Source organism: Olegusella massiliensis (assembly GCF_900078545.1).
In the GTDB taxonomy this organism is placed as follows: Bacteria; Actinomycetota; Coriobacteriia; order Coriobacteriales; family Atopobiaceae; genus Olegusella; species Olegusella massiliensis.
The window spans coordinates 557129-571500 of record NZ_FLLS01000002.1 but is presented as its reverse complement, the minus strand read 5'-3'; the positions used below and the strand labels follow the sequence as shown (position 1 = coordinate 571500).

Sequence of the window (14372 nt, the reverse complement as noted above, 5' to 3'; positions counted from 1 at the left end):
CCGCACTGTTGTCTGTAAAGATGCAATTCGCGGTTCATTTGCGCCTAGGGACTCATACCTCAGGATTGGACCGGCTTATCTCTTTGGGCGCCAGCCAGCCTCTAAAGAGGCCTCCCTGAAACAGGGACACGATGGCAAAAAACACGTTGGCTATGGGGATGAAAATGAACGACGGGACGAGGATGCGGGTGTAGTGGATTCCGGCATCTGCGCCCGCGTTGACAGCACAGCCCTGACGTATGAGGAAAAATAGGACGGTCGAGCTGAGGGCAAGCAGGACCAGCAGATTAATCGCCGTGTCCGCCAGGACATCAAGCGTCGTGGAGCCATTTGGCAATAGCTGGTTTAGTAGCAAACTCACTGGTAGCAGGACAAGCTGAAGGCACATGAGCACGGCATTCACGTTGAGCATGACGCCACCTCCGATGCCTACACCTCCGCACCAGATAAGGCCGGATCGTGCGCAGAAGTTTTCGAGCGTCCGCATGAGGGGCTCGCTCTGCTTGCCCTCAATAAATCCGTTGTTTGCGATGCAGTAGAGCCGGGGATGAAGGTTGTGAGCCTTGCAGAAGATCTCCGCCTCCTTGAGAAACTCGAGAACGTGAGAGGGCACGCCGTCTACGTAGAGCGGCATGCTGAGGACGACAGCGTCTGCCTGGCAGAGGTGCTCCAGAACGGCTGGAAAGTCGCTGCGCCTTCTGAGCGCGAGGTGCCTCACCGTGCCACGTACGCTCAAGCGCTGGACGTGCGCGAGCAGCGCAGAGGCACTCAGCCGCTTTTTTGGACTACAGCTGACGATAAGGGTCCTCATAGCGCACCTCGCAGCTGTGAGAGATCGTCAAGAAAAGTGACTTCGCAGCGCTCGAAACCGTCGTTGATAGCGTTGCGCTGGGCAAGCAGCTGGAAGGTCTCGCGCTCCCATGCAGTGGTGTTCCCATAGACGATGACCTTCCACAGGTTGTGAGGCCCGTAGCGCAGACAGTGGTGCATCTGGCCTTCGCGATAGCAGCTCAGGGGCGTGGAGCTGCCGATGCTCCGGTCGAGCACCGCCTTGACCTGGGAACTGTAGCTGCCATAGAAATTTTCCGTGATGACGGTGACTCTATCCGCCTGACCGATGATGCGGCAGACCGTACGGAGCTTGTCTTTGATGAAGCATTCGGCAGGATGCTTGGTCCAGCAGTTAAAACAGCCCTGGCATCCGGCATATCGGCCGTCTGCCTCAATGACGTGGTCGCAGTGGTTTGCGAGCAGGGCGCTGTATTGCTTGTCGAGGTCATGCACGATGACGTCCAAGGGCCCTCCAAAACTAATCGCATCAGTTTTCCGCGCGTTTCGCAGCATCGCAGACAGAGGCGCGTCGAGACGCGTGGGGACGCAATGTTGATATCTCAGCATAGCGGTTCTTTATCAGGGCAACGTGTGCCTGACGTAATGGTTCTGTCAGATTGGGCGGATGGCGCCGACGTGAGAATCGCCAAAAGGACAGCGCGTGCTCGCTAGAAAAGCCCCATGCGGTCTAAATACTTCCCGCACTATCCCTTTAAGGCGAAGATTTTGACGCGCTGAGGCAGGATGCTCAGGTCAATGGGCAGTTCTGGTCCGTCATCTCCGTCACGCCCGCAGCACAAGCTGCCGTCAAGGCACTCGATGCGGATGTGCTTTCCGCTCAGCAGGAGCACCTGGTCGCTCTCCTCGGCAGTTCTTGTCAGGATATTCGGAAGGAGGGACATAAGCGAGGGGAGTGTCGCCTCCTTGAGCACGGCAAGGTGGATGAGGCCGTCGCTTTCCGTGGAGCTTTCTTCGGTGGTGACCATGTTAATCATGGTGTTAACCGAAAAGGCGACAAAAGAGTTGACGTCTTCCACCGAGCGCTTTCCGTCGACGGTGATGCGCAGACGGTAGCTATCGTCGCCACCGATGCGCTGAAGCTCGCTTGTCACATAGGCCAAAAACCCAAAGTGACTCTTGTCCTCAGAGGAAACGTCGCGAATACCCTCGGGCAGCGATCCGCCGGTTACCGTGTAGGTAAAAGGTGTTCCGTTGACGGTACCGATGTCGATGGGTCGCGTGGACGTGAAGTCCATAGCCTCGAGGGCCGCTGTCACATCGGAGGGAATGCCCAAGGTGCGGGCAAATCCATTGCCCGTGCCGCCAGGAAGGATGCCGAGGACAGGAAGCTTATCGCTGTCTGCGGCACCGTCAAGCAAACCGCGGACCACCAAGCTCACGGTGCCGTCGCCCCCAAGGGAAAAGATGGCGTCAACGCCGCTGGTTCGAGCGTCGCGTGCCAGTTTCATGGCATGTTCGGCACTGGTGCTCAGCTGGGTTGTCACTTTATCGAAGTGCTCTTCAAGATACTTGCTTACGGCCGAAACCTCTTCCTTGGCATCAGCCTTTCCCGAACTGGGATTTGCTATAAGAAGTGCCGTACTCATGAGACCCTCCTTTTTGCTATAAGAAGTGCCGTACTCATACGGACCTCCTTTTTTGGTTGATTTTATTATGACGCAGTTGAGCATCGGGGCGACGGGAAGTCAAACGAAAAGAAAATTCCTAGCAATTTGATTTGATTTTTAGCAGGAAAAAGACCATACTTCTATGTATTTGTAGGTACCTTAACATTGTCTTTGGCGTTGCGGTTCTTGGCGCTGCCGTCGTAGGCTTTGGTATGTGCATGCGGAGTCGTCACCCGCACCACGAGGCTTCGCATACGGTATGGGGTGAAAGGGAGAAGATGACCACCACCAAACGGCTTTTAGCCGCGTTCCTTGCGATTTTGCTCGTTGCGCAACTTACCCTTTTCGTTGACTCTTCTTGGGCGCGTGAGCAGCCTACGACGTCATCGCCTGTTGAAGAGCAAGTTTCCTCTCAGGGGGGCAGCAACGTTGGTAAGGAAAGCAATGCCAACACGTCCGCTGACACGGAGAAGGCCACACAGGACAACTCTAAAGGGCGCTCCAACGCAGCATCCGAGGATGACGCAACCAACGCAGCTGCGCCTGCTGCCGACTCACCAGCGACGACGTCTGCACCCAAAGATACGCCGCTTCGCGCTCCTGTGACTCAACCCGTTATCGAGGGTACCCTCGTCTCAAAGGATGGCAAGACCACCTACGGTGCTCTCTCTGATCCCAAGGCAAGCCTGGGCCTTCCCAAAGGCAGGAAATTCAACCTGCGCGTTCATGCCGTCTTTCCCTCGGCAACAGACAAGTCCATCGAGATTGCTCTGCCCTATGGCATGCAGTGGGATACCTACTTTGACTTTGACAAGACGCTCGGCTGGGTGGGCGAGCTTCAGGCAAACGGTGTTGTCAAGCCGCAGCAGCAGACCGATGCCGCCAAGAAGCCGTCCGTTGTGTATGGCAGGAGCTCTGCGGGCACGCTCACTTTGCGCTTTCAGGACACCACGCAGGAGGTCACCTTTGACCTTCCTATGGGCCTTGCCTTTAGCTTCAATCCAGGTCTTGCAAATATCACGGATGCCATTACGCTCACGCAGGCCTACACCAAGGCGGGTGAGGCTCCCACCACACAGAAGGTGGGTACCGACCTGTCCGTAACACATCTGCCTGGGCTGGGAGATATTCGCTTTGCCAAAAATTACAGCAATCTCCTTAACGCCAACGGCAATGTGGAGATAGGAGCTGACGATCCCCAGGGCACAGGCCATGACATCGCTTGGATTGCAGGCCTTGGACCGCAGTACACCACTTCCTATGAAGCACAGATGCTCGAGGACTACTACCTGGCCATGCTCGCGCCCGAGAAGGCCGAGTACCTGGGTCGCTACTCTCCTGATGGCAACAACGGCGTAAAGGAGAAGAACCTCAAGGTGTATGGTCCCGGGGAGCAGTTTACGCTCAGCACGGGCACTACCTACACCGTGCCAGCTGGCAAGAAGCTCTACGTGTGGCGGCGCACGAACGCAGCTACCATTCCCATCTCTGGCTATGAGACGGCCTTCAACCCCATGTGGCGCTTTCCTGTGGCTGACTTTCCAGTGGGAAGCGTGGTCGAGATCAGCCAGATTGACGTGGGCGCCAAGTTCTACAGCCCCTCTGGCACAAGCGCCTACCTGCCCTATGACGCCTCCAAGCTCAAGACTAGGCGCTATGAGATTGCTAAGCCCAAAGAGGATGTGTACGTCAACACCACCATGTACAAGCAGAACGCCAATGACAAGGACTGGCCCCTGTGGGAGGGCTACATAGCCGACGACGAGGTCTATCTGGGTGCTCCCGGATACGAGCACACGCAGAATCGCACGCTTGGCTACTTTACCTTGGGCAATCGCGGTACTGGCAACAGCAAGCCCAAGACCATCATCATTGACTACGACGTCAACGACACCAAGATTGCGGGCGTCACGGATCAGGCCCTGCCCTTCATCTCAAAGGCAAAGCCAGACGGTACCCAGCCCACCCAAGTGAGCGACTTTACGGTGACATTCTGGAACAGCAAGACGGGCAAGACCTTTACCCGCACGGTGGATAATCCCAAGCAGCGCTTTATCGTGGATGACGTGTTGGGCAAACATACCGAGGATATCTACATCAAGCATATCGAGTACAAGATCAACACCATACCCGCTAAGACCAAGTTCACCTGCTACGAGAATAACCAGACTGGATTTGAGGGCACGACCGAACAGGCTAGTTTTTACTTCCGTGGTCGCGTGCTCACCAACGAGGTGCGCGAGAAAGGCAAGTGGGGAGATGACCCCACCCTCTTCAAGACGCGTATCCGCATTGAGAACACAGGCGAGGAGGAGCCCACGTGGCACCATCGCAACCAAAATAAGTGGGACTTCAACGATGGCAAGGGTGAGGTGCTCCTAAAGTACCCTGGTCGTTCCTATGACCACGTAACCATCGGTGACACCTTCACGGCCTTCACGGGCAAGAGCTTCATCCAGGGACATGGTCCGGTGTTTTCCTATCATGGTGGCAATCCCATGGTCTTCACTGTTGGTGACACTATCAACAACTCGACCTTCGACTATTTTGATCCTAGGTGGGACGGCAGTGCCCAAGGTCAGCAAACCTACAAGGCCATCTACTACGTGAGCCCCCTTGGCGACGATTTGAGCTTTCAGATGACGTATCGCTCAGTCTATGGCTCAAAGGAAGACTGGAACAAAGACGGCGCCGTAGATGAGCGTGGTCGTGTCAGCCCCAAGCAGCCAAACGTGTACGAGGTACCCGCCTCGGATGCCCTCAAGGCCACCTATCCTAACGCCAAGGTGTACAAGCTTGACTTTTCTGGCTTTACGTCCAAACAAGACATCTATGACACACGTGCAACGGGCCCCTTGGTGGCATGGCGCGAGGAGTCCAAGCTCACGCCCTACGCTATTATCTGGACGTATTGGGCATATACTGCCCCCGTCGAAGTGAAGGTGAGCTTTGCGTCTGACCCCGAAAAAGATGTACCGGGCGAATATTCTCAGCTCATGTGGTATGAGTACGACACGGACACCACTGAGGACTTGGTGTATAGCAAAGACGGGTTTGCCAAGGACAAGTGGGACCTCAATGGCAACGGCAGCACGGACGACCTTCTGGGTGCGCCCATGGGCAAGTGGATAATTAAAGCACCCACGGATCTGGTGGTGACGTCGGCTGCCAAGATGGCCACCCAGCCCGACACGCAATATATCACCTACGACGGCGTTGCCAAGACGGGCATTGGCGCCAACAGCACGGTGGACTATCGCCTGATTGCAAACAATCCCACCACCAACGATGCCAACGGCTTCAAGGTGTACTGGCCCGTGCCCAAGAAGGGGCAGAACTGGGGTAAGGCCATCCAGCCCAAGGGAGCATTCCAGTTTGACCTCTTTTTGAATGGCGGCATCAAGAGCGAGCTGCCAGCGGGCTACAAGGTCTTTTATGCCAAGGACGCTACGCCCACGAGCCAGGCACTTGACTGGGGCGGCTTTGCCTGGACCGAGGAGGCAAATACCGACTCTTGGACGCAGAAGGATTGGGACGCCGTGAACTTTGTGCGCATCGAGTCTCCGGCAGACAGCGTCTTTGCGGCCAAGCAGCGCGAGCAGTTCAAGTTCAACCTCACCTTGCGCGATGTTCCCAAGGAAGACTTCGAGAAGAACCTTCTCGATGTCTATACACCCATCTACCTGCGTGATTTGGGTTCGGGCAAGGGATATCGCTATGGTCAGCCCGTTGCCATGACGCCGCTTCCAGGCTTGCTGGCAGGCACTGCCTGGGTGGATGCCGACTACGACGGCAAGATGGATGCCGCGGAGGCCTCCAACGTGATTGCCGACGTGCGCATGGAGCTTCTTGATGCGCGAGGCAAGGTCGTTGACACGGCGACCACGGATGCCCAGGGCCACTACGAGTTCAAGGGACTCAGGGACTGGGCGGCAAGCGTTGGCGGCGCACTTGATACCTATACCGTTAAGGCATACAACCCGACCGACCCCGCCTCAACCTCCGCAGAACGCTTCGTGCGCTTCTCGCCCGTGGGCGAGAGCATGGCCATGACGGCTGCAAGCGACCAGACATCTGCCTTGGTTGCTGGCGTGAGTATCAATTCGTCCAATGCGCGTGCACTTAACGTAGGTCTCACGCGCGTCACCAAGGTGGACGTGAGAAAGCTCTGGGTCGAGGGTAAAAATGCTGACGGCTCCGATGGGCAGGGCATGAGCCACGATGCAATCAACGTGAAGCTCCTTGCTGACGGTGCCGCCGCCAAAGACATCGACGGCAAGGACATCGTGGCGCTCAGCCTTGCGCCCGACTCAGCGACGCCGTGGAAGGGCTGCTTTGACAATCTTCTTGTGAACAATCCTGCGACGAGCAAGGTTGCGCGCTATACCGTGGAAGAGGGACCGGTTCCCACGGGGTACGTGGCGTCGTACGCGTATGAGACCAAGGATGGCCACCTCGTGGCAACCATCACTAATACGCGCATTCATGGCACCATCCAAGTGACCAAGGTGGACGCCGCCGATGGCGACAAACTGCTGCCGGGCGTGACCTTCCAGCTCAGGCAGGACGACGTTGTGGTACGTGAGGCTGTGACGGACGCAAACGGAAAAGTCGAGTTTGCTGATGTTCCCTATGGCAACTATCAAGTTGTAGAGACGGCGGCGCCTGAGGGATACGTGCTCGACCAGACGCCCCATGCGGCAAGCATCACCACTGAGGGCCAAGTTGTTGCGCTAACGGTGGGCAACGAGGGTATCAAGGGCTCGCTGTCTGTAACGAAGGCTGACGCCTCCGATGAGAGCAAGCTTCTGGCAGGAGCTGAGTTCTCCCTCATGAAGGAAGAAAAGGCTGTGGCGAGCGGCACCACGGGGGAGGACGGTACGTTCACGCTCGGCGACATCCCCTATGGCGACTACACACTCGTCGAGACCAAGGCTCCCGAGGGCTATGTGCTTGATGCCACGCCCATGCCCGTTCAGATTCGTGAGCATGGCGCAACGATTGCGCTTACCGTGAAAGACCGTATGGTCAAGGGGTCTATCGTGGTTTCAAAGGTGGACGCGGCCAACGCCTCCAAGCTCCTTGCTGGCGCGACATTCCAGGTCAAGCAAAACGGCAAGGTTATTGCTGAAGGCGTGACGGGGCAAGACGGCACCGTCATGTTTGAGGGGCTTGCCTATGGCGACTACGAGGTTGTGGAGACGGCGGCGCCGAAGGGCTATGAACTTAACTCCGATCCAGTGGAAGTCAAGATTCGTGAGGACGGCAAGGTAGTGGAGCTGACCGTTAAGGACAGCGCCAAGCCGACGGCCAAGGCGGCGACCCCTCAGACGGGAGATGCTGCTTTGAGCCTGACGAGCCTCGTTGCCTCAGGCGCACTTGCGCTCGCGGCGGGCCTTCTCTTCCGCCGGCGCCGTGTGAGCAATCAGGAATAGTGTGATACGTGTGCCTTGCATTCGCAATGGCACGCCTTGGCACTCACGTTGTGTGAGTGTGTAACGGATAAGAGGCGACAGGGCCACCCATTACGGGTGGCCCTGTCCGTTGTATAGTGCACGTTAGTGTGCACTCGACCAAGCTTGCAACAAAATTACAATAATGAAAGCACGGTTGTTAACCATGATAAGTAAGGTCTGGACTTTCGAACTGTTAGGGTAACAGCAAAAAAGAGATATGAGTATGCTGACTGATTCTGAAAAGATACGAAATATCAAAACTGTCCGCATAAGGCGTGCCCTGCTTGTCGCTAGTGCTTGCTGGCTAGCCATATGCGCTCTGCTGCTGGTAGTTGAGCGGCAGACAGGAATGATATTGCTCATCAAGCTTGGCGTATATTTCAGACAAACGGATCTGTACTTTCTCATGGGAGCGATTTGTGTTGCTTGGATAATTTGGGGGCTCATTTGTGCTTGGAGACGTGCGATACGCAAAGTATCGAAGTTTGCCATTGTGCTTGCGTGGGTCATGGTGATCCTAGGCAGCCTCGTTGGGATGTTTGCAGAGCTGTTTGAGCGGGCAGGTTCTTCTTATTATGAGTTTTCATCACCTAACGGCAAGCATACCTTGGTCGCTGAAGAATCAACTTTTTTGCTCGGTGGCTCGATGAACTTTTATGAGCGTAATAATTTATTATTTATAGGGCGTCAGTTTGCCAGTATTCCCATAGACGTTAGCTCTAGCGGAAGTTATAGCGTGTACTGGCAGAATGATGTGGTGACATTTGTTGGTTGTACCTATGACCATGCCCATCAGCGTGTGGTAAGCATCGATTTTGATAGTGGCAAGCAGCTTGAAAATTATGAGTTTTCATCCGTTGGTTCGAGTGTTGACATACAAGGTACAGACGAAAACATACAAGGCACAGACGATAATCTGGCGCAGCAGAACAATCAAATTACTAAGGGTTTGGTGGCCATAGCCCATCACTTTGGGAGTGGCAAAGCTGAAGAAAAAGATATTACTTATACCGCGAAAGGCGTCCCAAAGCTGGTACTCAACAAGGATGCAAAGCAAATTACCTATGTGCTGTATGACCGCGAATCCGCTAATGAGAAATGCGCTTTGTATGTTGTCTATAAAGAAGAACTCGCAGCCAGCGATGCTGAACCCCAAATTGTCGACATGCTTGCATATGAATACTCGACCGAAAAGGTAATCAGCTCGGGAAAACGTGATTGGGCCGATGCAGGCTCTTTGGCGTATTGCACAGCAATAGGGGAGTAGTACTTCTCCCGTATTGATTGAGACATCAAATAAATTCCGAAAACTTAAAAACAGTATCGATGCGAATAACATAGACAGCTATTTTGCTGACTAGCTATTTTGCTGACTTTAAGACACAGTCATGCTTGCCATGTTGACTTGGTGAACAAAAAAGTTATTGACAAACGATAACTTACTCTCTAGGATAATTATCGTTAAACATTAACAAATGAGTGTTTAACATCTAATTTGTATCTAAAGAGAAGTGAAAGCGAGTCATCATGCAAGAGTCTGAAAACATCTCACAGCTCAAGAGGATGTGTAACACCCTCGCCATCATTGCAAGAATCCTGCAGCTTTTCACAATCGCTGTGCTTGCCCTCTTCTTGCTGGGAATGTTTGCGTATGCAGTACTTCATGCGGAGATTTTTACTACTCCGTTTTTAGGCAGGATGAATGTGCTGGGATTTAGCGTTAAAACACAAGACGTTCTGATGTCTGGTATTGGTATTTTTGCACTCACCATTTTTGGCATGGTGGCACTAGGCCTGGTTATTGCATTTTTTACTTTGCTCCAGAGCACCTTTGCGCAGGTAGCCCAAAGTTACTCGCCATTTACTGAGGATGTTCGCAAAAAACTGCTGGCGTTGGCAATCGTTGCCGTAGTGCTTGCTTTGCTTGCCGGAAATTTGCTCTCAGCTATTTTTGAGACAATTACCTTCGTGGCCTTCTTCCTCATGTTTGACTATGCCTGTGAACTGCAGCTTCAGTCGGATGAAACGCTGTAGGAGGTACCGATGGGAAAGATTGTGCTTAGGCTTGATCGCGTTATGGCAGATCGGAAGATATCGCTTAAAGATTTATCCGAAAGAGTCGGAATTACCAATGTAAACCTATCAAAGTTAAAAAATGGACATATTAGCGCGGTGCGATTTAGCACCTTGGGGGCGCTGTGCGAAGAGTTGCAGTGTCAGCCAGGCGACATATTGGAATATGAGTCTGATGATGAGGAAGGCAATGAATGATGTCCAATAGCAAGCAGAGCAAAGGGATTATTGCTGTATTCATTTTTTATCTGGTACTTCTTTCTTGGGTAGTGCTGTTTAAAATGCAGTTCTCGCTTGCAGACCTCAGTACCACGCGTCAGATCAATCTGATTCCTTTTTATTACGATGAGGAAACCTCAGGTCATGTACGTGAGATTATTGACAATGTTTTGATTTTTATCCCCTTTGGCATATATATGCGCATGGCATTTCGCAAGCTCCCTGTTGGAACAACTATCTTGATCATTGCTCTTACCAGCCTTGTGTTTGAGACTCTGCAGTTTGTACTGAGCATTGGAGCCTCGGATGTGACAGATATTATTGCTAATACGATGGGCGCTGCGTTTGGAATTGCGTTGTATGCCCTCTTGGCGCGCATAACAAAAAGTAGCGCTGTACGGGACAAGATAAGTGTGTTGGACAAAATAATAGTCCTTGTATCAGCGGTTCTCATGATTTTGGCAGTAGCTGGGGTAGCGTTTTTGCTCTATGTAAATCAGTAAGCTTGGCATCCAACAGCACGAGCAGGAAGAGTGGCCTGTTATTCTCCTCATGCTCCGTAGAAGCAGTGGCAATCATTCACCCAAAGGAAAAGCGTTTTTGTGGCCAGCGTATTATTGCTTGGATGCTAGCTTATGTTGTTCTATTTTTTGCTAACCAGTTCGATAGCCATTGGAGCCATCGATAAGACTTGGAATGGGTTTTCTTACTTTTAATTTTTCGCTTGTCTTGCGGTGACGATATTTTTTTCAAGGTATTCGACATCGGACTTTTTGATCGGCTGCCGGGCCAATGTGAACATCATATCTAGATAAGAAATAGTAAGACCGCCACAAATAATAAAATGTAAAGTGTAATTACATTTCTTGTGAGCAATGGTGAGAAAGGAACACCCATGAGCTGGAAGCACTTTTGGATTTTTGCGGGTGGCGTTGCTGCCGCAGGCGTTGCTGGCGTGGCAGCACAGAGCAAGTCGGTCCATAACGGGGCTGTGCGTGCAGCGGCTGCTTGCATGCGTGTGTCCGATGCAGTTTCTGACGTCACGCAGAGTGTGATTGATGGCGCTGCCGATCTCAACGCTGAGGCGCGTCGTGAGGCAAAGATCAATGCGGCTGTCAAAGAGCGCCTTGAACAGGTAGAAAAAGACATCCGTTCTGAGGTCGAGCAGCAACTTGATGCAAAGGCCATCAAGAACGAAGCTAAAGCATAAATATGCACTATCGCATTGTCTCTGACATTCCCGGCAGACTACGCCTCAGATGTGGGCAGTACCTCTTCTCTGATGAAGAAGCGCGTGGCGTTGCGCATGCATTGATGGCGCTCGATGGGGTCTACTCGGCAGAGGTTCATACGGCCAACGGTTCGATATTGGTTACGGGTAGTCCTGCTGCTCGTGATGCTGTATTGGCGACAGTTGATAATCTCAATACGCTCAATTTGCCTCAAAAGGCAGACGAGGGTGAGCTGTCCATGGCAGTGGCGGACAACGATTTTGCCCTGCAAACGGGCAATCTTGTTGCGCAACGCTTACTATGTAGGCTATTTCTCCCACGACCCATCGGATACGCGATGATTATTCTTCGCGCTATACCTCGCATTTGGGAGGGTCTGAGGCGACTGGTAAAAGGTGAGTTGACTGTTGAGGTTCTTGATGCAACAGCAATTACTGTGTCGCTTTTGCGCGGTGCATTTGCTGATGCTTCTACTGTTATTTTTCTACTAGGCATCTCTGATATCCTGCAGGAACATATACAGAGACGCGCTCGCATTGCTTTGGCAGATGGACTTTTCACCCGTGCTGAGACCGTGTGGCGAATTATAGATGGTATTGACGTTGAAGTCTCGCTTGCGGATGTGCGCGAGGGTCATATTTTGCATATTCGTAGCGGTCAGGTCTTGCCTGTTGACGGCTTTATTGTGGCAGGAGAAGGTGAGCTTAACGAGGCAAGCATGACTGGCGAGTCTCGTCCTGTACATAAGGATAAGGGTATTACTGTTTATGCTGGCACAGCGCTTGAGGATGGTGACCTGCAGGTACAAGTAACAGCACCCCCAGGACGCGCGCGTATCGACCAGCTCGTTTCGATGGTAGAAAGTTCATCAGAGTTGAAAGCTGCAAGTCAAAGCCGTGCAGAACGACTTGCTGATGCACTTGTACCCTGGAGCTTTGCTGCCTTTTTTGGTGTTTTTGTATACACGCGCAATATCCTGCGGGCTATGGCTGTGCTCATGGTGGACTATTCCTGTGCAATAAAAATTTCCACGCCTATCGCAGTGATGAGTGCGATGAAAGAGGCAGCTGACCGTAATGTGATTGTTAAGGGTGGCAAATACCTTGAAGCACTTGCGGCTGCTGATGTAATTGTTTTTGATAAGACAGGCACGCTTACCGTGGCAGAACCACGTGTCAAGCGGGTGTTGACATGCGCAGATGTAGATGAAGATACTCTGCTGCGCTATGCCGCTTGCGTTGAGGAACATTACCCCCACAGCGTAGCACGCGCTATTGTGCGTGAAGCAAAGCTACGCGGGCTACATCATGAACGAGAACTGCACGCTGAGGTGCGTTATGTGATAGCGCATGGCATCTCAACAACGATAGATGGTCAGGACACATTGATTGGGTCAGCCCATTTTATATTCGAAGATGAAGGAGTGCCACGCAACGAAGATTTGCTCAAACGGATTATTTGCGAGGAGCCAGACAGCTCTCACATTTATGTGTCAATGGCTGGTCGTTTGCTGGGTGCCATCTGTGTTTCTGATCCCTTGCGCCTCGAAGCAACTGAGGTTATTCGCCAGTTGCGGCTCTTAGGTATCAAGGATGTTGTGATGCTTACAGGGGATTCCAAGTACTGTGCTGCTACGGTTGCCGCAGAACTTGGTATTGACCACTATTATGCTCAGGTACTTCCCGAGGATAAAAGCGATTTTGTACAGCAGCTACGCGATGAAGGCCATGTCGTGGTAATGGTTGGTGATGGTATTAATGACTCACCTGCACTGGCGGCGGCAAATGTATCGGTAGCTCTTGCTGATGCAAGTGATATTGCGCGTGCCGTAGCGGATGTCTCAGTGCACGGCTCTTCCCTTGAGTCTCTTGTTGAGTTGCGAGTACTCTCGCAGCGACTTATGCAACGCATCCACCGTAAGTATCACTTTATTGTCATGTTCAACTCTGCGCTCATCGCACTTGGTGTGGCGCAGTTTATTACCATTACTACTGCTGCCTTTCTACATAATGCCTCGACACTTGCGGTTGCGACTCATAATGTGACTCCGCTGCTGCGGACTCAGCCGTCGCAAAAGCGTTTATCTGATTAACAAGGTTTGCCAGCAGATCAATCGCTCATATATATTGAGGAAGTATTTTTGAGTGGACTGAGGCTGAAAGCTTAGCTTTGGGGCATACTCGCAGAAGAGCTTGATGAGATGCATTCGCAATAGAGAAGAGGTATCCGAGCATACAGCGTCGTAAAATGCTGTATCTGCCAGCCATTATCTGCAAGAAATGTCATGTAGTCTGCTGCAGCCCACTGCTGCTCAAATGTAACGCCAGCAATTTCGAGAATGCGTGTCCACAACTTAGCTTTCTGCTTGCCCTCACGCGCAACAAAGTTAGGCGCTACAAGTAAGCCGCCAGTTTTGAGTACACGATCTATTTCCGCAAGTACCCTCTCGGGGGCAGGGATTATATGCAGTGCATTTGCTATAACAACAACATCAAACGTATTATCTTCAAATGGCAGATCCACGGCGTTTGCAACCATAAAACTGAGATTTGCAGGTATCGTACCTTTTTGTGCTTCATAAATCATGCCTGAAGAATAATCTGTTGCTACAACCTCATGGGCTGATGGTGCAATGTGCTTTGCGAGCTGTCCTGGACCACAGGCGATTTCCAATACATCTTTGTTCTCGACCAGTTGAGCAATGCGCGTATACATTGTCTCGAAAAGATGTCTTTCAGATCTTAGCGCCAAGTTATAAATCGGCGCAAAGCGATCCCACGTCTTTTTATTCATACTAAACTCCTATAGTTAGGTATGACTAACTATAATAATATGCTAGTTGATTGCTTTATCCTATTTGAGAATTACTTTTCAAACCACACTTGCTGCTTAGTTGTATGGGATTAGTATCTCTTGCGTACAAATCTGTAACC

Annotated in this window: 11 protein-coding genes; 7 read left to right on the top strand and 4 right to left on the bottom strand. The window is 52.1% G+C overall.

The window, feature by feature from the left end:
• Positions 1-52 precede the first annotated feature (52 nt).
• The 3 genes from BN4314_RS02755 to BN4314_RS02740 form a co-directional block, all read right to left on the bottom strand.
• Positions 53-811: an NADPH-dependent FMN reductase family protein gene (locus BN4314_RS02755; RefSeq protein ID WP_068539659.1), complete on the bottom strand. Its 759-nt coding sequence runs from the start codon at positions 809-811 to the stop codon at positions 53-55.
• Positions 808-1296 (bottom strand): NADPH-dependent FMN reductase family protein, encoded by a 489-nt coding sequence (locus BN4314_RS07975; RefSeq protein ID WP_187369535.1) that lies wholly within the window; start codon positions 1294-1296, stop codon positions 808-810. The genes BN4314_RS02755 and BN4314_RS07975 overlap by 4 nt, the downstream gene beginning before the upstream one ends.
• Positions 1297-1535: 239 nt before the next feature.
• Positions 1536-2438, bottom strand: a complete 903-nt coding sequence (locus BN4314_RS02740) for a diacylglycerol/lipid kinase family protein (RefSeq protein WP_068539656.1) — start codon at positions 2436-2438, stop codon at positions 1536-1538.
• Between the two features lie 299 nt (positions 2439-2737).
• Here BN4314_RS02740 and BN4314_RS02735 point away from each other — a divergent pair, with 299 nt between their 5' ends.
• The 7 genes from BN4314_RS02735 (at position 2738) to BN4314_RS02705 (ending at position 13531) form a co-directional block, all read left to right on the top strand.
• Positions 2738-7894, top strand: a complete 5157-nt coding sequence (locus BN4314_RS02735) for a SpaA isopeptide-forming pilin-related protein (RefSeq protein ID WP_068539655.1) — start codon at positions 2738-2740, stop codon at positions 7892-7894.
• A gap of 238 nt (positions 7895-8132) precedes the next feature.
• Positions 8133-9182 carry a hypothetical protein gene (locus tag BN4314_RS02730; RefSeq protein ID WP_148424847.1) on the top strand — a complete coding sequence of 350 codons (1050 nt, stop codon included), beginning with the start codon at positions 8133-8135 and terminating at the stop codon, positions 9180-9182.
• Between the two features lie 260 nt (positions 9183-9442).
• Positions 9443-9949: a hypothetical protein gene (locus tag BN4314_RS02725; protein WP_068539654.1), complete on the top strand. Its 507-nt coding sequence runs from the start codon at positions 9443-9445 to the stop codon at positions 9947-9949.
• Positions 9950-9958: 9 nt separating this feature from the next.
• Positions 9959-10186 carry a helix-turn-helix domain-containing protein gene (locus BN4314_RS02720; protein WP_068539653.1) on the top strand — a complete coding sequence of 76 codons (228 nt, stop codon included), beginning with the start codon at positions 9959-9961 and terminating at the stop codon, positions 10184-10186.
• On the top strand, positions 10186-10710 hold the full coding sequence (locus BN4314_RS02715) for a VanZ family protein (protein WP_187369534.1): 525 nt from the start codon (positions 10186-10188) through the stop codon (positions 10708-10710). Before BN4314_RS02720 ends, BN4314_RS02715 begins: the two co-directional genes overlap by 1 nt.
• Before the next feature lie 392 nt (positions 10711-11102).
• Entirely contained in the window at positions 11103-11417 is a 315-nt protein-coding gene (locus BN4314_RS02710) for a hypothetical protein (RefSeq protein ID WP_021734366.1), read from the top strand.
• Between the two features lie 2 nt (positions 11418-11419).
• Positions 11420-13531, top strand: coding sequence for a heavy metal translocating P-type ATPase (locus BN4314_RS02705; protein WP_068539651.1), 2112 nt, complete (start codon positions 11420-11422; stop codon positions 13529-13531).
• 71 nt (positions 13532-13602) lie between these two features.
• Here BN4314_RS02705 and BN4314_RS02700 read toward each other — a convergent pair whose 3' ends face one another.
• Complete coding sequence (locus BN4314_RS02700; protein ID WP_068539650.1) at positions 13603-14232, bottom strand: class I SAM-dependent methyltransferase; 630 nt, start codon at positions 14230-14232, stop codon at positions 13603-13605.
• Between the last annotated feature and the right edge of the window lie 140 nt (positions 14233-14372).

Coding starts and splice junctions, on each gene's coding strand:
- BN4314_RS02755 (WP_068539659.1), bottom strand. CDS start 811: ATGAGGACCCTTATCGTCAGCTGTAGTCCAAAAAAGCGGCTGAGTGCC.
- BN4314_RS02740 (WP_068539656.1), bottom strand. CDS start 2,438: ATGAGTACGGCACTTCTTATAGCAAATCCCAGTTCGGGAAAGGCTGAT.
- BN4314_RS02735 (WP_068539655.1), top strand. CDS start 2,738: ATGACCACCACCAAACGGCTTTTAGCCGCGTTCCTTGCGATTTTGCTC.
- BN4314_RS02730 (WP_148424847.1), top strand. CDS start 8,133: ATGAGTATGCTGACTGATTCTGAAAAGATACGAAATATCAAAACTGTC.
- BN4314_RS02725 (WP_068539654.1), top strand. CDS start 9,443: ATGCAAGAGTCTGAAAACATCTCACAGCTCAAGAGGATGTGTAACACC.
- BN4314_RS02720 (WP_068539653.1), top strand. CDS start 9,959: ATGGGAAAGATTGTGCTTAGGCTTGATCGCGTTATGGCAGATCGGAAG.
- BN4314_RS02715 (WP_187369534.1), top strand. CDS start 10,186: ATGTCCAATAGCAAGCAGAGCAAAGGGATTATTGCTGTATTCATTTTT.
- BN4314_RS02710 (WP_021734366.1), top strand. CDS start 11,103: ATGAGCTGGAAGCACTTTTGGATTTTTGCGGGTGGCGTTGCTGCCGCA.
- BN4314_RS02705 (WP_068539651.1), top strand. CDS start 11,420: ATGCACTATCGCATTGTCTCTGACATTCCCGGCAGACTACGCCTCAGA.
- BN4314_RS02700 (WP_068539650.1), bottom strand. CDS start 14,232: ATGAATAAAAAGACGTGGGATCGCTTTGCGCCGATTTATAACTTGGCG.